An 18,217-nucleotide genomic window follows, 5' to 3' on the forward strand; every position below is an offset into this window, starting at 1 on the left:
TTCAGCCATGGAAATCGATGCACTGTTGTCAATATTGTCGCAAAAAAACGGCTCGGATCTGTTCCTCTCTACCGGCGCGCCCCCGAGCGCTCGCATTGACGGTGTGCTGACGGCGTTGCGCGAGCAGCCATTCAAGCCCGGTGAAACCGCAGCCATCGCCACCTCCCTGATGGACGCCGAGCAGCGCCGGGAGTTCGACCGGGATCTGGAAATGAACCTGGCAATCTCCCGAACGGGCGTCGGGCGATTCCGGGTGAACATTTTCAAGCAGCGCAATGACGTCTCGATCGTGATCCGCAACGTCAAGGTCGACATCCCGCGATTCGAAGACCTGAAGCTGCCGCCAGTGTTGCTGGAAACGGTGATGCTCAAACGTGGCCTGATTCTTTTTGTCGGCGCGACCAGTTCAGGCAAATCGACTTCGCTGGCGGCACTCATCGATCACCGCAACCGCCACAGTGCCGGGCACATCGTGACGATCGAAGACCCGATCGAATATATCCATCGGCACAAGCGCTCGATCATCAATCAGCGTGAAGTCGGCGTCGATACCCGAAGCTTTCATGCGGCTTTGAAGAACACTCTGCGCCAAGCTCCGGACGTCGTACTGATCGGTGAGATCCGTGATCGCGAAACCATGGAACATGCGCTGTCGTTTGCCGACACCGGCCATCTTGTCCTGTCGACGCTCCATGCGACGAACGCCAATCAGGCACTGGATCGCATCATCAATATGTTTCCCGAGGAAAAGCGCGATCAGCTCTTGCAGACATTGGGCAACAACTTGAAAGCCTGTGTTTCGCAGCGTCTGCTCCGCACTGTCGATGGGCAAAGGCGCGCGGCAGTTGAAATTCTTCTGGGTACGCCGACCATCGCTGACCTGGTCCGACGCGGCCAGTTCGAAGAACTCAAGCCGATGATGGAAAAGTCAGCCGAACTCGGTATGCAGACATTTGACGCGGCACTGTTTGCGTTGTATGCAGAAGGCGCAATCAGCGAGCAGGAAGCACTCAAGAATGCCGATTCGGTGAATAACCTGAAGTTGCGAATCAAACTTCAGGGCGATCAAAAAGGCGCGGGCGATTCAACTTCAGGAGAATGGGGTTTGATCGACTGACGAGTAGCTTGCAGGGATTCAAGTTGCATGTCGAAACACTGCTTTATATTTAACCTATGGATCGCTGGCGTTGAACTGGATAAAACCTCATCAGGCTGAATGGTCAGCTAGTTGGTTTGATGAGGCTTTTAATGATTGACTTGAAGAAAGACAAGATATTCCGCCCTGCAAAAGTTACTTTGGCAGGCTGGCAATATCAATCCGCAGCAGATGCGATGGAACGTGAGCAGGTATTGGCTCATCTTGAGCAAGCGCTGGATGAATACAGCGACGATCAAATAATCAACTGGTATGCGCGTGAAGTAGAACTGCAGCCGGGCTCTTCACTTCACGATATCTATAACCCCGGCAGGCTTCTGCTTGCGGAGTTGCTCGAAACTGGCCCTGTCGTCGGCGCACTTGCCCGCGAAGAGGCGCGCGATCATGACGGACTGCTACGAGTGTCGCCAGAGGGCAAGATGGAAGTCCGCGCCGACAGAGGTTGGGTGGATCTGGTCGCGGCGCGTCACTTTGAAATCAGTCAGCCGACAGGATCTGCGTTGATGGTGATTGCGGATATAGCAGATGTAGCCGGTGGTTTCATATGGCCTGATCTGGATGTCACTCTCGATCAATGGTTCAAGTTTCATGACATCGACTTGCCTGACAATAATGCCAAGGTCAGGAATCTGCTCGGTTTGTTCAGGTTTGCGCCTGAAGTAAAAGAGCCCGGGGATTACTGGGAGCACTTTCAAACGACCGATGATGTATTGGTAGCACTATCTGAAGAGCAGTTCTCGGAGATTCGCAAGGCCACGGCGAAGTTGATGCCCAAACGCAAATTACTGACCGCTCTGTACAACGTCTCCGGCCGCGCCGCTATATCCGCTGAAAACGCAGCGCAGCGCATTGCCGAATGCGTTGAACATCCAATCGCGCTGGCGCTCGCTGGCAGTTATTTGAAAGAACTGAATTGGTATGGCGTTAATGAGGGACAAGCGGTCTGCGCAAATACCCTTCACCAATTGTTGATAACCGCAGTGTTGCTTGATCTCGATCCATCCATTGGCAACAGTCACTCAATCAACCGCCGCGATCTGTATTCGCCCGGCAATCTTGAACGTCATCCTTCAGAAATTCGCGACGAGTACGTCGAGTTTGTTCGCAACAAGCGCTGGATTGATCCGGAGCTGTCGCCCCTGGTCGCCCATCTGCTTCTGGCTCGCAACGCGCCGGAGTTTCTGGTCATTGAAGTGCCGGCCACGGTTACGCTCGGCTCGATCGCCTGGATCAACCTTACTCGTGCGGTTGCGCTGGTTGAAGCGGCAAAGGCTGGAGCTTCGCGAGTCATGACCTATGCGCAGATCATTGCCTATGGCGAGCTGGAGGCAGTCAGTGAAGCGCAGAAACATCTGCGCGATCTGGCGATGATCGACCCGATTGTCGATTGGGCATTGCTGAACCGGATTATCGCCAGGACTGAGCTCGAACAATCAGAGGAGGCCAGTACACGGCTTGCACTTGATGCCTTCGAGCGACATTCGGAGCAATTCGCGCAGGTAGCCCGTGCGTTCTCGACCCCGTTGCCCAATCGTGCAGAAATAGCCCGGACTCAATTGAAAAAAGCCGCGCCAGGTTGCGACACCCTCGACGAGAAAGCGCTTTCCGAGCAAGGCGGGCAGCAAGTCATGTCAATGGTCGATCTGCATCAATCGGGAGACATGGCTACCGGTGAATGGGACAGACGCACCGTACGCCTGGTGAATCAAGGGCTTCTTCTTCCCGCCATTGATTACAATCCGTCGCGTATCAGCCTGTACACGCGTTATCCGGGATTACTCAAACTCGAATCCTGCGAGCTTGAGCTGGACCGGCAGTTGGCTGCGCATTTCAAGGCGTTGAACAGCGGCATGCTGTCCGCTGTAAAACTGGCCCTGGCGCAGATGCCGGAAGCCGATCTGCAGATATTCATGAATGCAGGCATCAACTTTTTCACTGTGCGCGAATCTGCCGTCTATGTCGTCACGCGTCGGGCCGGCGGCCCCCTCGGCATTGGCCTTGAACAAGAGACGCTGCAAAGCCGGGATGCCGCCACAGGACGTTTCGGCATAGTGATGTATGCGTCACATGAAAACGCCGAGCTCTGTTATGAGTTATTCACCTCGCGTGCAGAAACCCGAAAAAATGATGCGCTGGGAGCTCTCATCAAACGCGAGCGCAAGTTCCTGCAACGTTCGCGGATCAGTGCCAGCGCCAACATGACGCTGCCCCTGACTCGCACCGCAACTCAACGCCTGCCGTTAAACATCAAACGCTATACCCATGCAGCGGCCGAAGACACTTCGGTTACCAGCAGCATGGCGATCATCGATTACTTCGGTGAACTTGCAGCGCCGATGCAGTCTTCGGAACTGAAGCCGGGCTTCTATCAGAAATTCAATGATCCGGCGATCGCGCGCATCGCTGAATTTCTGGTGAATAACCGTCCGTTTTTGAACAGGAGCGAACTAAGAGAACTCGTGCGCATACCGACTCCACTGGAACTTTCCAAAGAAGAGGGTGAGCGACTGCTGACTTACTTCATCGACCTGCTGGTTCCGTTCAAGAAATGCATCGAGGACATCGTTTCGGGCGACCACAACAAAATGGTCGACGGGTTTTACGGATGTCTGATGGATGGCATCGGTCTCGTGGGAACCGTCGCTGGCGCCAGCTCGAAGGCGCTGAGCATTTGCGCCAAGGCTATTTCCACGACGGCCAAAGCCGCGCGCTTCACCCGCCTGGCGCTGACTTCGGCCATTTCACTTTTCAATCCGTTCGACGGTGTGCCATCCGGCCTGCAAGCGGGCGGCAAACTGCTGCACAAAGGGTTGTTGCGGTTCAATAAAAACAGTCACGACCTGATCCTCAAAGCCAGTGGGCAGTTGCACAAGATCAGTGGCCGCCGGCAATCCTGGGATCTGCTGGAGGCTGCCGATAATGTGCAACTGGGGCTGGGGAGCTGGCGACCCCGCGCAACCGCTGATGCCGTTGGCGTACTTGCTGCCCGCCGTGGTGACAAATGGTACGCACTGAACCGACGCGGCAACCTCTGGGGCCAGCCCCTGGATGGTTTCGCGTATCACGCCCCGGTGCAGTTACCCTATTCGCAACGCACATTGCCGCTCAGCTATACGCGCAAGTTTATCGAGCGAAGTCTGCCGCGCGCGCGGGCCAAGATCGATAACGCGATCGAAGTCTTCAACCGTCATGATTTCAAACGCGATCGCGAGTCACTGATGAAGATCGTGTTCGGCAGTGCCTCACAGATATCCACTGATCGCCTGGTGAACTACCTGCGTTTGATTCGTTTCGATTTCGCCGGTTTTTCCTTGAGCAACATGGTTCTGGACGGGCTCAAGATCAACGACACCCTGGCATCGTTCGATGCGGACAATTACCAACGCTGGAAAGACGCGGGGTCAGAACAAGGCGCCGACATCGCGTTTGTGCAGGTCTATACAAAAAACCTAAACAGACATTTCGTCAGCATGGGCTTCAACCACGACGTGGTTGCCGACGACCTGATTCATGAGCTGTTCCACGCCAGTGCGCAAACCGATGATGTCGGCTATGCCAGCGACGCCGTGCACACAAGTGACGATGGCCAGCGCCTGGACGTGACGGAACTGCTGAATCTGGCTGCCGGCTGCCTGCGTGAGTCGGACACCGGGACAAACTGCCACGCGCCGTCCAGAGCCTTCGAAAACGCCGACTCGCTGGCCTTGGCGACCTCGCTGTTGAGTCAGTTGGCTACCGATAAAGCTACCTTCGATGAAAACATGACGATCCTGCGCGGCGCACTCGAGGCCAATGCAGGCAAGGCCATTGGCGAGCCAATCGTCATTACCCTGAACAAACCTCGCTGATGAAAAGCACTGCCGCCAACCTGTTGGATGGAGGCGCCAGTGTCGTTTTCAATCAACAAGCTCCGGCCGGTCCCGAAACTGTTCCAGCGCTTCGGGATTGGCCAGCGCATCAGTGTTCTTGACCTGTTCGCCGTGCACCACATTACGCACGGCCAGTTCCACGACTTTGCCGCTGATGGTGCGCGGTATGTCCGTCACTGCAACGATCCGCGCCGGGACATGCCTCGGCGTGGTATTGGCGCGGATGACATCGCGGATGCGCTGCTCAAGCCCTTGATCGAGTTCGACGCCATCGCGCAGACGCACGAACAGCACGACACGCACATCATCCTGCCACTGCTGGCCGATGGCGACGCTGTCCAGCACTTCGCTGATTTTCTCGACCTGACGATAGATTTCCGCCGTGCCGATACGCACGCCGCCCGGGTTCAACACCGCATCCGAACGCCCATGGATCATCATCGCGCCGTGCGCCAACTGCTCGGCATAATCACCCTGCGCCCAGACGCCGGGAAACAGGCTGAAATAGGACTCGCGCAGTTTTGTGCCCTCCGTGTCATTCCACAAACCGATCGGCATTGCCGGGAAATGCCGTGTGCACACCAGCTCACCTTTCTCGCCGATCACCGGCCGGCCAGCGTCGTTCCAGACCTCGACGGCCATGCCCAGGCTTTTGCCGATGATTTCCCCGCGCCGTACCGCTGTCAGCGGATTGCCGTTGACGAAGCACGAGACGATGTCGGTGCCACCGGACATCGAGGCCAGGCACACGTCGGTTTTGACGTCGCGGTAAACGAAATCGTAGCTTTGTGGTGACAAAGCCGAGCCCGTGCACAGCAGCGTTTTTAAACTGCTCAACTCATGGCTTTGCCGTGGTTTGGCGCCGCTGCTTTCCAGCGTGGCGAGAAACTTGGGGCTGGTGCCGAACACACTGATGCGTTCGTCGTCGATCAGGTCGAGCAAACGCTGATGGTCCGGATGAAACGGCGAGCCGTCGTAGAGCACCACGGCGCTGCCAACCGCGAGCGCTGAAACCAGCCAATTCCACATCATCCAGCCGCAGGTCGTGTAGTAGAACAGGCGATCACCGGGGCCGAGGTCGCAATGCAACCCGTGCTCCTTGACATGTTGCAGGAGCACGCCGCCGGTGCTGTGGACGATGCATTTCGGCACGCCAGTGGTGCCGCTGGAGTACAGCACGTAGAGCGGATGATTGAACGGCACCGGGGTGAAATCCGGTTGGCCGCCAGGTTGATAGAAGTCTTCCCACAAGGCGACGTCGGCCTGGGTTTGATAATCCTCGATACGCGCTTGCGCACGGGCGTACGGCACAATGATCAACTGCTGCAGCGAGGGCAGCTGTGCCAGGATTTCGTTGAGCTTGGCACTCTGATCGAGGGTTTTCCCGGCGTATTGATAACCGGCGCAGGTGAGCAGCACTTTCGGTTCGATCTGGCCGAAGCGATCGATCACGCCGTGGGTGCCGAAGTCTGGCGACGAGCATGACCAGATTGCGCCGAGACTGGTGGTAGCCAGCATCGCCACCAGGGTTTGCCAGGTATTGGGCATGCACGCGGCTACACGATCGCCTTGAGCCACGCCGGCCGCGCGCAGGCTGGCCTGGAAACCGGCGACGTGCTCGGCCAGTTCGGCCCAGGTCAGTTGTTCGCGCTGGCCGTTCTCCGCCACAGCAACCACCGCCACGGCATCATCGCGACGGCGCAGCAGGTGTTCAGCAAAATTCAACGTCGCGCCGGGAAACCACTCGGCGCTGGGCATCTCTGCACCTTCACGCAAGACGGCGTCGGGCTGAGTGCGAAAGCGGATGTCGAAGAAATCGACGATCGCCTGCCAGAACGCCGGGCGCTGATTGATGCTCCATTGGTGCAGGGCGGGATAGTCGTCGAGGTGTAGCGAATGCCGCTGATTGATCTCGCGCCGGAAGACGTCCATACGAGAACGGGCGATACGCTGGGCGTCGGGTTGCCAGAGGATATCGGACATGGGGTTGCCTCTTCTTGTCTGATTCGTACAGGCCAGGGAGATCAATCCCTTTGGGAGCGAGCCTGCTCGCGAAAGCGTTGTGTCAGTATCCCGAACTGTGCCTGATACACCGCATTCGCGAGCAGGCTCGCTCCCACAATGGCCAGATGTTTATTGCGCCAACCACCCACCATCAATATTCCACGCCGCGCCGCGCACCTGGCTGCCGGCCTCGGTGCACAGGAACAGCACCAGCTCACCCAGATGCTGCGGCGTGACGAACTCCAGCGACGGCTGTTTCTCCGCGAGCAGATCATGCTGCGCCTGCTGCGGATCGACGCCCTTGGCGGCGCGATCATCGATCTGCTTCTGCACCAGCGGCGTCAACACCCAGCCAGGGCAGATCGCGTTACAAGTCACCTGACTGGTCGCAGTTTCCAGCCCGACCACTTTGGTCAGGCCGATCACGCCATGCTTGGCGGCGACGTACGCGGCTTTGCCGGTGGAGCCGACCTGGCCGTGCACCGAGGCGATATTGATGATGCGGCCCCAGTTCTTGCGGCGCATGCCCGGCAGGCTCAAACGGGTGCTGTGGAATACCGATGACAGGTTGATCGCGATGATCGAGTCCCAGCGCTCAACAGGAAACTCTTCTACCGCCGCAACGTGCTGAATCCCCGCGTTGTTGACCAGAATGTCGACGCCGCCAAACTCGCGCTCGGCGTAGGCGACCATGTCGGCAATCTGCGCCGGGTCGCTGACATCGGCGGGATGATGGCCAACCTTGCCGCCGTACTGAGCGACGTCGGCGATCACTTTCGAGGCGTCGCCGAAGCCATTGAGAATCAGGTTGGCGCCGGCTTTCGCGAGAGTCAGCGCGATGCCCAGGCCGATGCCGCTGGTGGAGCCGGTTACCAAGGCTGTCTTGCCGGAAAGAGTGGTCATGAATACCTCACACAATGCCAGTGGCGTAGAAAGTGCCGATCACCACGAAAACCGCCAGGGTCTTGATCAGCGTAATACAGAAAATGTCTTTATAGGCTTCGCGGTGGGTCAGCCCGGTCACCGCCAACAAGGTAATTACCGCGCCGTTGTGCGGCAGGGTGTCCATGCCGCCACTGGCCATTGCTGCCACGCGGTGCAGCACTTCCAGCGGAATATTCGCCGCGTGCGCCGCGCTGATGAACTGCTCGGACATCGCCGCCAGCGCAATGCTCATGCCGCCCGAGGCCGAACCGGTGATGCCCGCCAGCAGCGTCACGGTGATCGCTTCGTTGACCAACGGATTGGGAATCTGCTTGAGCCAGTCGGCCAGCACGAGGAAACCCGGCAGCGAAGCGATCACTGCACCAAAGCCGTATTCAGACGCCGTGTTCATCGCCGCCAGCAAGGCACCGCTGACTGCGCTTTTGCTGCCTTCGGCGAGCTTGCTTTTAATCGCCTTAAAGCCGAACGCCAGCACCATGAGGATGCCGACCAGCAACGCCGCCTGCACCGCCCAGATCGCCGTGAGCTTGGCGATTTCGGTAGTGACAGGCGCGGCCATGCCCGGCAGCGCGAGGCTGTGAGTCTTGCCGTACCACTGCGGAATCCACTGGGTGAAGAGCAGGTTCATGATGCCCACGGCCAGCAAAGGTGACAGGGCAATCCAAGGGTTGGGCAGCTTCAGGTCTTCGGCGGTTTCCGGTTCGTTGCGCAGTTCAGTGCCGTAACCTTCACCGGCACGCTGTGCCTTGTTGCGTTGGCGCTGGAGAAACAACATGCCGGCGCAGAACACGAAGATTGTGCCAATCACACCTAGCCACGGCGCCGCCCATGCGGTGGTGTTGAAGAAGGTGCTGGGGATGATGTTCTGGATCTGCGGCGTGCCGGGCAGGGCGTCCATGGTGAAGGAGAATGCACCCAGGGCAATGGTCGCCGGGATCAAGCGTTTGGGGATATTGCTCTGGCGGAACATCTCCGCTGCAAACGGGTAAACGGCGAAGACCACAACGAACAACGACACGCCGCCATACGTCAGCAGGGCGCAGACCAGTACGATCACCAGCATCGCTTGTCTGGTGCCAAGCAGGCGAATCGCAGCGGCGACGATCGAGCGCGAGAAACCGGACAATTCGATGAGCTTGCCGAACACCGCGCCGAGCAGGAATACCGGGAAATAGAGCTTGATGAAACCGACCATCTTGTCCATGAACACCCCGGTGAACGCAGGGGCAACGGCGGACGGATCGGTGAGCAGGACCGCGCCGAGGGCGGCGATCGGGGCAAAGAGGATGACGCTGTAGCCACGGTAGGCGGCGAGCATCAGCAGCGTCAGGGCTGTCAAGGCAATGATCACACTCATGGTGTGTCTCTCCAGGATTGTTATTTTTGTGGGTGGAACGGGTGTGGAGAGGTGTTAGCGATTACTGTGCCAAATACCTAACATGTTGATATCTATAGACATTTCATGAAGGAATGAGATTGTGCCGGAGAATTTGTCTCGTTTGTGAGACCGAAAAGATCGCAGCCTTCGGCAGCTCCTACAAGGAAATACGTATCTTCCCTGTAGGAGCCGCCGAAGGCTGCGATCTTTTGATCCTTAAAAAACTATCCAAGATATGAGATCAGTGTCTCTTTATATAGACTCGGCAATCCCGAGCGCAGCCATTTTCTTGTACAGCGTCGACCGCCCAAGCCCCAACCGAACCGCCGCCTCCGGCACTTTCCCCGCGCATTGCGCCAGGGTCGACTCGATCAACTGCCGATCAAACCGCGCCCGCGCCTGTGCAAATGTCTCCCCAGCGGAGGCTTGCATGCTCGGCTCGGCCGTTCGCTCAACCGGAGTAAACGTGCCAATCGCGCCGCGAATATCCTGCTCGGTCAGGATCAGATCATCACTGAGCAACGCCGCCCGCTCCAGCACATTGCGCAACTCACGGATGTTGCCCGGCCACGCATGCTGGCCGAGCAACGCCAGCGCGTCGCGGTGCAGTTCATGCTGGCTGCGCAGTTCTTCGAGAATCGCCTCGCTCAGCGCCGGCAGATCATCGAGACGTTCACGCAGCGGCGGCACCTGGATCGGCAGTACGTTGAGGCGGTAGTACAAATCGGCGCGAAATTCGCCACGCTTGATCGCAGCCTGCAAATCCGTCGAAGTCGCGGCGATTACCCGCACATCGCTCTGTATCACTTCGTTGGAGCCGACCGGCTCGAACTCCTTTTCCTGCAACACGCGCAGCAGTTTGCTTTGCAGGGGCAGCGGCATATCGCCGATCTCATCGAGAAACAGCGTGCCGCCCTGAGCGATCTGCAATTTGCCGGTGCGGCCCTTGCGATCAGCGCCGGTAAAGGCGCCGGGTGCCGTGCCAAAGAACTCGGCCTCGAGCAGGGCCTCGGGAATTGCTGCGCTGTTAATACTGACGAAGGCTTTGTGCGCACGGGGCGAGGCGCTGTGAATGGCTTGTGCGAGTAACTCCTTGCCGGTACCAGTTTCTCCCAGCAACAAGACGGGCGAATCAGCGCTGGCACTGCGGCGCGCACGGCGTTTGACTTCAAGGCTGGCAGCGCTGGTACCGATGAAGTGGGCAAAGTTGTATTTGGTTTGCCGCGCACGTAGCAGCGAGCGCGTCGAGGCGAGTTCTTCCTGCATGCTCAGGTAGCGCTTGAGCATCGGCGACAGCGTACGCAACTCGTCGAACAGGGCAAAACCGATGGCGCCGATCACGCTGCCGGCATCGTCGTGGATCGGCAGGCGCATCACCACCAGCGGTTCCTTTGGCGTGTCCTGCATGTCCAGCAGAATCGGCCGACCGGTGCGCACCACCTCGCGCAGCAGGCTGCCGGGGATCACGCTTTCGCAGGGTTTGCCGATAGCGCCTGCCGCTGAATCGAGACCGAAGCGCCGGGCGTAGCGTTCGTTCATCCAGACGATATTCGCATCGCGGTCAACAATCACCGTGCCTTCGCTGGATTGCTCGATGATCTCGAACAGCGAACGGATCGCCAGGGTGCGCACCCGTTGGTAGTCCTTGAGGCTTTCGGTGGTGTTCATGGAGGCTGATCCTGATTGTTTGTTGCCGGTACCGGTACCGGTACCGGTCCCTTCGCGAGCAGGCTCGCTCCCACAGGGGGCTGCATTCCAATGTGGGAGCGAGCCTGCTCGCGAATGCCGCGCCGCGAATTAACAGAAAAAAATCTACCCCGGATGCGCCGCCGCCAACAGCTCTTTGGTGTAGGGATGTTGCGGGTTGTCAAACACGTCGTGACTGGCACCACGCTCGACCACCTGACCGTCCTTGATCACGATCATGTCGTGTGCCAACGCGCGCACCACCGCCAGATCATGGCTGATGAACAGGTAGGTCAAACCGTATTTTTCCTGCAGATCACGGAGCAGGGCGACCACTTGTTTCTGTACGGTGCGGTCGAGGGCCGAGGTCGGCTCATCAAGCAAAATCAGCGCCGGTTTCAGCACCAAGGCCCGGGCGATGGCGATGCGCTGGCGTTGGCCGCCGGAAAATTCATGCGGGTAGCGATGGCGGCTTTGCGGGTCGAGACCGACTTCCTTGAGCACGCGGATCACTTGCTCATCGCACTCATTGGCCGTCGACTCGCAGTGCACTTCCAGGCCTTCGCTGATGATCTGTGCCACCGACATGCGCGGGCTGAGGCTGCCGAACGGATCCTGAAACACCACCTGCATCTGCCGCCGCCACGGGCGCAGTTGCTTCTGATTGAGGCCGTCCAGCGCTTCGCCCTGAAAGCGAATGCTGCCCTCGGAATCCAGCAAACGCAGGATCGCCTGGCCCAGCGTTGACTTGCCCGAACCGGATTCGCCAACAATGCCCAAGGTCTTGCCGCGCTGAATATTCAGACTGATGCCATCGACAGCGCGCAGATACTGCTTGCGCCTGAACAACCCGCCGCCGACCTGGAAATCGACGCGCAGGTCAGCGACCTCCAGCACATTTTCGCGTTCGTCACGGGGCAGGGCTTCACCTTCCGGCTCAGCATTCAACAGCACGCAGCTGTAAGGGTGTTTGGGTTCGGTGAACAGGGTTTCGCAAGGGGCCTGCTCGACAATCTCACCGGCCTTCATCACACACACGCGTTGCGCGATGCTGCGCACCAGATTGAGGTCGTGGCTGATCAGCAGCAGCGACATGCCGAGCCGCTGTTGCAGGGACTTGAGCAGCAAGAGAATCTTGCGCTGCACAGTCACATCCAGCGCCGTCGTTGGCTCGTCAGCGATCAGCAACTCCGGTTCGCAGGCCAGGGCCATGGCGATCATCACCCGTTGCCGTTGCCCGCCAGAGAGTTGATGCGGATAGGCTTTCAGACGTTCCTTGGGCTTTTGAATGCCGACCAGTCCGAGTAGTTCGAGAATGCGCTGCTGCGCTTGCTTGCCGCCGAGGCCACGGTGCAGCAACAGGGTTTCGCCAATCTGCTTTTCGATGGTGTGCAACGGATTGAGCGAAGTCATCGGCTCCTGAAAGATCATCGCGATGCGATTGCCGCGCAGCTCACGCAGGACTTTCGGGTCGGCACCGAGCAGTTCCTGCCCGCGATAACGGATGCTGCCTCCGGTTTGCGCATCAGTGTCAGGCAGCAGTTGCAGGATCGAATGCGCAGTCACCGATTTCCCCGAGCCTGATTCGCCGACCAGCGCCAGGCACTCACCGGGGCGGATATCCAGGCACAGGTCACGCACCACGGTCTGGCCATGGAAGGCGACATTGAGGTTGCGGATTTCAATCAGGTTTTCAGTCATGGTCACGCTTCAGGATCGAGGGTCAAAAGCGTCGCGCAACGCTTCGCCGATGAATACCAGCAAGGAGAGGATCAGCGCCAGGGTAAAGAACGCGGTCAACCCGAGCCACGGCGCTTGCAGGTTCTGCTTGCCCTGACCGATCAGTTCGCCCAGCGAGGCACTGCCGGCCGGCATGCCGAAGCCGAGGAAATCCAGCGCGGTCAGCGTTGAAATCGCCCCGGTCAAAATGAACGGCAGGTAGCTCAGCGTCGCGTTCATTGCGTTCGGCAGAATGTGCCGGAAAATCACCTTGCGGTCAGTCAGGCCCAGCGCTCGCGCGGCTTTGACGTATTCCAGATTGCGCCCGCGAAGGAACTCGGCGCGCACCACGTCCACCAGCGCCAGCCAGGAAAACAGCGCCATGATGCCCAGCAGCCACCAGAAATTCGGCTCGACGAAACCGGAGAGGATGATCAGCAGATACAGCACCGGCAGCCCCGACCAGACTTCCAGCACGCGCTGTCCGAGCAAGTCGACCCAGCCGCCGTAGTAGCCCTGTAACGCGCCGGCGGCGATGCCGATCAACGCGCTGACGAAGGTCAACATGAGGGCAAACAGAATCGACACCCGAGCACCAAAGATGACCCGCGCCAGCACATCCCGCGCCTGATCGTCGGTGCCCAGCCAATTGACCGAAGTCGGCGGGCTCGGCGCCGGTTTGTTCAAGTCGTAGTTGGGTGTGTCGGAGCTGAACGGAATCGGCGGGAACACCAGCCAGCCACCGTCCTTGCGAATCAGGTTCTGCACGTATTCGCTGCGGTAATCGGCCTGAAACGGCAGTTGCCCGCCGAACTCCTGTTCGGTGTGGCGCTTGAGCACCGGGAAATACCACTGGCCCTGATAACTGACCATCAACGGTTTGTCGTTGGCGATCAGTTCGCCACCCAGCGTCAGGATGAACAGGCCGATGAACAGCCACAGCGACCACCAGCCGCGCCGGTTTTTCTTGAAGCGTTCGAAACGGCGACGACCCAAAGGCGAGAGCTTGAACATCAGGCATTCCTCGCGGCAAAGTCGATACGCGGGTCGACCAGGGTGTAGCAGAGGTCGCCGATCAGTTTTATCAGCAGGCCGAACAGGGTGAAGATGAACAGTGAACCGAACACCACCGGATAGTCCCGCGATACCGCTGCTTCGTAACTCATGCGCCCAAGGCCATCGAGGGAGAAGATCACTTCGATCAGCAGCGAGCCGGCAAAGAACACGCTGATGAACGCCTGAGGAGTTCCCGAAACCACCAGCAGCATGGCGTTGCGAAATACATGTCCGTACAGCACACGGCGTTCGCTCAAGCCTTTGGCTCGGGCCGTAACGACGTACTGTCGGGTGATTTCATTGAGGAACGAGTTTTTTGTAAGGATCGTCAAGGTCGCGAATCCACCGATCACCAGCGCGGTGACCGGCAGCACCAGATGCCAGAAATAATCGGCGATCTTGCCCAGCGTCGATAGCGATTCGAAGTTGTCGGAGACCAGCCCGCGCACCGGAAACCAGTTCAGCGAAGTGCCACCGGCGAATACCACGATCAGGAACATCGCAAACAGAAAGGCTGGCATGGCGTAACCGATGATGATCGCCGTGCTGCTCCAGATGTCGAAATGGCTGCCGTGGTGCACAGCCTTGCGGATGCCCAGCGGTATCGACACCAGATAGGTGATCAGTGTGGCCCACAGCCCGAGTGAGATGGTGACCGGCATCTTTTCCAGAATCAGGTCAGTGACTGTCGCGCCGCGAAAAAAGCTCTTGCCGAAGTCCAGTTGCGAGTAGTTCTTCAGCATCAGCCACAGGCGCTCATGAGCCGGTTTGTCGAAACCGTACTGTTTCTCGATGTCCTTGATCAGTTGCGGATCGAGGCCACGGCTGGCGCGCGAAGCGTTGCTCGATGTCTCGCTGGCACCACCGCCAACACCGGCGCCGCCAATGCCTTGCAGGTGGGCGATGGCTTGTTCGACCGGTCCGCCGGGCGCGGCTTGAATGATGACGAAATTGACCAGCAGGATGATCACCAGCGTCGGAATGATCAGCAGCAGGCGCCGCAGTATGTAACCCCACATCAGTGCGGTCCTCCTGGTCTGCCGCGACTGATTTTCTCAGCGGTCATCTGCTGATTGGTCAGTGGCGTGCGGCTGATTTCCCACCAGCTCTCGATGGCTTCGTCATTGCTCGCCTGCACCGTCGGAATGCCAAAGCGGTTCCACCATACGGTCGAGGTGCCCGGCGGGTAGTAATTGGGAATCCAGTAGTAATTCCATTGCAGGACCCGGTCCAGCGCATGGGCGTAATGCAGCATGTCCGATTGAGTAGAGGCGCGGATCAGCCCGTTGATCAAGGTGTCGACCGCCGGGTCCTTCAGCACCATGTAATTGTTCGCCCCCGGATCGTTGGCCGCAGCCGAGCCGAAATAGTTGAGCAATTCACCGCCCGGCGAAGTGGTGACGGGGTAGCCAGTGACGATCATGTCGTAGTCGCGGCTCATGAGGCGATTGACGTATTGCGAGGAGTCGATGCGGCGGATATTGAGCTCGATGCCGATCTGTTTCAGCGTGCGCTTGTAGGGCAGCAGCAGGCGATCCATGCCGTTCTGGCTGACCAGAAAAGTGAAACTCAGCGGCTCACCGGCGCTGTTGACCAGTTGATCGCCATCGGGCTTCCAGCCGGCCTGTTCGAGCAAGTCCAGGGCTTGCAATTGCTTGTCACGAATAATGCCGCTGCCATCGGTCTTCGGTGCCTCGAAAACCTTGCTGAATACTTCCTCAGGCACCTGACCGCGCAGCGGTTCAAGGATTTTCAATTCCTGCGCATCGGGCAACTGCCGGGCGGCGAGATCGGTATTGGAAAAGTAGCTCTGCTGGCGGATATAGACGTTGCGCATCATCTGCCGGTTGCTCCATTCGAAGTCCCAGAGCATCGCCAGCGCCTGGCGCACGCGACGGTCCTGAAACATCGGCTTTTGCAGGTTGAATACAAAACCCTGGGCCGATTGCGGCGCTTCGGTGGCGAGGTGGGCTTTCTGCAAACGGCCATCGCTGAGGGCAGGGCTGTCGTAGCCGATCGAATATCCCGTCGCGGAAAACTCGCGGTTGTAGTCATAGGCGCCGCCACGCAGCACCTGGCGGGCGACGTCGGTGTCGCCGAAGTACTCGATGCTGAAATGATCGAAGTTGTACAGGCCGCGACTGACCGGCAGGTCCTTGCCCCACCAGTCGCCATTGCGTTCAAAGGTGATGCTGCGCCCGGAGTCGACCTTGCCGACCCGGTAAGGCCCACTGCCCAGCGGTGGTTCATAACCACCGCCGCCGGCGAAATCGCGGCTCTTCCACCAGTGTTCGGGGAACACCGGCAGGGTCGCGATATCCAGAGGCAGGGTGCGGTTTTCGTTGCTTTTGAAGTCGAAGCGCACGGTCAGCGGTGCCTCGATTTCGACGCCTTTGACGTCGGCAAACTGGGTGCGATAACGCAGGCTGCCCTGGTTCATCAGCAGGTTGTAGGTGTAGCGAACGTCTTCGGCGGTAATCGGTTTGCCATCGGCAAAACGCGCCTTCGGGTTGATGAAAAAGCGCAGCGACAGACCGTCTTCCGAGCGTTCCATTTTTTCTGCTACCAAGCCGTACACCGTGTAAGGCTCATCCAGCGAGCGCTGGGCCAGTGGCGAATACAGCAGACCGTCGATCTGCGTCACGCCGATGCCTTTGTCTATATAAGGCAGCAGATGATCGAAGTGGCCGATTTCGATTGCCGAGCGCCGCATCGTCCCACCCTTCGGCGCCTGCGGATTGGTGTAGTCGAAATGGCCGAAGCCGGCGGGGTATTTGGCCGGTTCGCCGTAAACGGTCAGTGCGTGTTGCGGGGCAGCGGTCGCACCGGCGGCACCCGTGAGCAGGGCGAGGGCGGTGAGCATCAGTGTGGGAAAAACCAGTCGCATCGTCAGCCTTGGAACGCAAAATCGATAAGCGCAAGTTGTACGCGAGCCGCGCGCCACTCGCCAGCCGTATATGTAACTGAAACACAACGGCCCACCAAAGGGTGGGCCGTTGTCAGCAATCGGACGACGAATCAGTCCTGACGGCTGGTGACTTCCAGCAGGTGATAACCGAACTGGGTTTTTACCGGGCCTTGCACGACGTTGATCGGCGCGCTGAACACCACGGTGTCGAATTCCTTGACCATCTGGCCTGGACCGAACGAACCCAGATCACCACCCTGACGGCTGGACGGGCAGCTGGAGTTGGCTTTGGCGACTTCAGCGAAATCGGCGCCGGCTTCGATCTGAGCCTTGAGTTCGTTGCACTTGTCTTCGCTGGAAACCAGGATGTGGCGGGCAGTGGCTTTAGCCATGGGAATTCTCCGAACTGTTTCAATAAAAGGTGGAGCCTACCGGAATCAGTGGGCGAATTCTCGGCAAAGTTCCATTCTGCGTCCCTGACGCTATTCAAAGATCTGCGATCCGCAGACGCCGGGCGTGCTCGACATACAGTTCAATCGGATCAGGAGATGGCCCGTTTGCGCAAGTGGTACGCCGCAGGCTAGCCAGATGATCCATTGGATAATCTGAGCAGATAACCTGGCCGAGATGGCTGCTGAAGCGTCCGACGAAACCGTCATTCTGCTGGGCTTCGGTGGTGAAGTATTGCGCCAGCACACCGCATATACGCTGAACCGGATCCTGCGCTGGGAACGTGGACTGCGGGACAATGCCGCTCCACGAGTAATAGCGCACGCCATTGACTTGCTCGGCGCCGTGGCCGCCCCAGGTTTGCGGCAATCCCTGGGGAAACTTGTCATTGAATTGACCAACGCCGACTGTCGTCAGTGCGTTGAGTGCGGCCAATGCATTCTGCGGCAGTGCCACGCTGCCGCTGAGCAGCGACAGCAAGTCAGCAAATTGCGTCGCCACGTTCTGTGCTACAGCTTCGGGGAGCTTGCCCGGGATCAGCGCCTTGCGCAGGAAGTCGGCAAGCTCCGAGCCATGGTTCGGGCCGCTGACGGAGGTGACTGAAGCAACGACGTTTGGCGCAAGCGCCGCCGCATAGCGCGCAGCGAGTGCGCCTTGACTGTGTCCTATAAGGTTGACTTTCTTCGCGCCTGTGCCTCGCAGTACGCAGGCCAGCTGTGACAGCAGTTGCTCACCCCGCATTTCATTGTCGTGGGTGGCCGAAAGGTGTGGAACAAACAATCGACAGCCAGCCGCTTTCAGCGCGGACTTGACGTCATGGAACAGCTCGAAATGACCGATACGCTCGAACCCGAACAGACCGTGGACCAACAGGATGGGATAACGAGTTGTAGCATTCCTTTGCATGTTCTTACCTTTTTCGTAGAAGTTCATCGGGAAATCACCGAGCCACTCTAAAACACCCATATCGCCGAGGAAGTACGAAGAGGCTTCGCGTTGTGTTTGAAAATGGACTACGAGGCGTACGAAATTTCGGAGAGCTGTGA

At 58.7% G+C, this 18,217-nt stretch carries 12 protein-coding genes; 2 read left to right on the forward strand and 10 right to left on the reverse strand.

Features of this window, described 5'->3' with window-relative positions:
• Positions 1 to 7: 7 nt before the first annotated feature.
• Complete coding sequence (locus PS14A_RS11290; RefSeq protein ID WP_137213445.1) at positions 8 to 1,117, forward strand: PilT/PilU family type 4a pilus ATPase; 1,110 nt, start codon at positions 8 to 10, stop codon at positions 1,115 to 1,117.
• A 131-nt stretch (positions 1,118 to 1,248) separates the two neighbouring features.
• Positions 1,249 to 5,004, forward strand: coding sequence for a hypothetical protein (locus PS14A_RS11295; RefSeq protein ID WP_212616190.1), 3,756 nt, complete (start codon positions 1,249 to 1,251; stop codon positions 5,002 to 5,004).
• 48 nt (positions 5,005 to 5,052) lie between these two features.
• Here the strand turns inward: PS14A_RS11295 and PS14A_RS11300 are convergent, their stop codons facing one another.
• The 10 genes from PS14A_RS11300 to PS14A_RS11345 form a co-directional block, all read right to left on the reverse strand.
• Entirely contained in the window at positions 5,053 to 7,008 is a 1,956-nt protein-coding gene (locus tag PS14A_RS11300) for an acetoacetate--CoA ligase (RefSeq protein WP_212616191.1), read from the reverse strand.
• Between the two features lie 150 nt (positions 7,009 to 7,158).
• Entirely contained in the window at positions 7,159 to 7,932 is a 774-nt protein-coding gene (hbdH, locus tag PS14A_RS11305; RefSeq protein WP_212616192.1) for a 3-hydroxybutyrate dehydrogenase, read from the reverse strand.
• 7 nt (positions 7,933 to 7,939) lie between these two features.
• Positions 7,940 to 9,331, reverse strand: a complete 1,392-nt coding sequence (locus PS14A_RS11310; RefSeq protein ID WP_212616193.1) for a GntP family permease — start codon at positions 9,329 to 9,331, stop codon at positions 7,940 to 7,942.
• Between the two features lie 273 nt (positions 9,332 to 9,604).
• On the reverse strand, positions 9,605 to 11,020 hold the full coding sequence (locus PS14A_RS11315; RefSeq protein ID WP_212616194.1) for a sigma 54-interacting transcriptional regulator: 1,416 nt from the start codon (positions 11,018 to 11,020) through the stop codon (positions 9,605 to 9,607).
• 144 nt (positions 11,021 to 11,164) lie between these two features.
• Positions 11,165 to 12,739 (reverse strand): ABC transporter ATP-binding protein, encoded by a 1,575-nt coding sequence (locus tag PS14A_RS11320; protein ID WP_212616195.1) that lies wholly within the window; start codon positions 12,737 to 12,739, stop codon positions 11,165 to 11,167.
• 9 nt (positions 12,740 to 12,748) lie between these two features.
• Positions 12,749 to 13,771, reverse strand: coding sequence for an ABC transporter permease (locus PS14A_RS11325; protein ID WP_212616196.1), 1,023 nt, complete (start codon positions 13,769 to 13,771; stop codon positions 12,749 to 12,751).
• A complete protein-coding gene (locus PS14A_RS11330; RefSeq protein WP_212616197.1) occupies positions 13,771 to 14,832 on the reverse strand; it encodes a microcin C ABC transporter permease YejB in 1,062 nt (353 codons plus the stop codon). Before PS14A_RS11330 ends, PS14A_RS11325 begins: the two co-directional genes overlap by 1 nt.
• Positions 14,832 to 16,700 carry an extracellular solute-binding protein gene (locus tag PS14A_RS11335; protein WP_212616198.1) on the reverse strand — a complete coding sequence of 623 codons (1,869 nt, stop codon included), beginning with the start codon at positions 16,698 to 16,700 and terminating at the stop codon, positions 14,832 to 14,834. Before PS14A_RS11335 ends, PS14A_RS11330 begins: the two co-directional genes overlap by 1 nt.
• 131 nt (positions 16,701 to 16,831) lie before the next feature.
• Positions 16,832 to 17,113, reverse strand: a complete 282-nt coding sequence (locus PS14A_RS11340; protein ID WP_016774509.1) for a peptidylprolyl isomerase — start codon at positions 17,111 to 17,113, stop codon at positions 16,832 to 16,834.
• A gap of 94 nt (positions 17,114 to 17,207) precedes the next feature.
• The gene (locus PS14A_RS11345; protein ID WP_130909668.1) at positions 17,208 to 18,077 is read right to left on the reverse strand and encodes a triacylglycerol lipase; all 870 of its coding nucleotides are present in this window, start codon (positions 18,075 to 18,077) and stop codon (positions 17,208 to 17,210) included.
• Between the last annotated feature and the right edge of the window lie 140 nt (positions 18,078 to 18,217).

Origin of the sequence: Pseudomonas sp. 14A (assembly GCF_018132745.1) — a bacterium.
Lineage (GTDB): Bacteria > Pseudomonadota > Gammaproteobacteria > Pseudomonadales > Pseudomonadaceae > Aquipseudomonas > Aquipseudomonas mercuritolerans.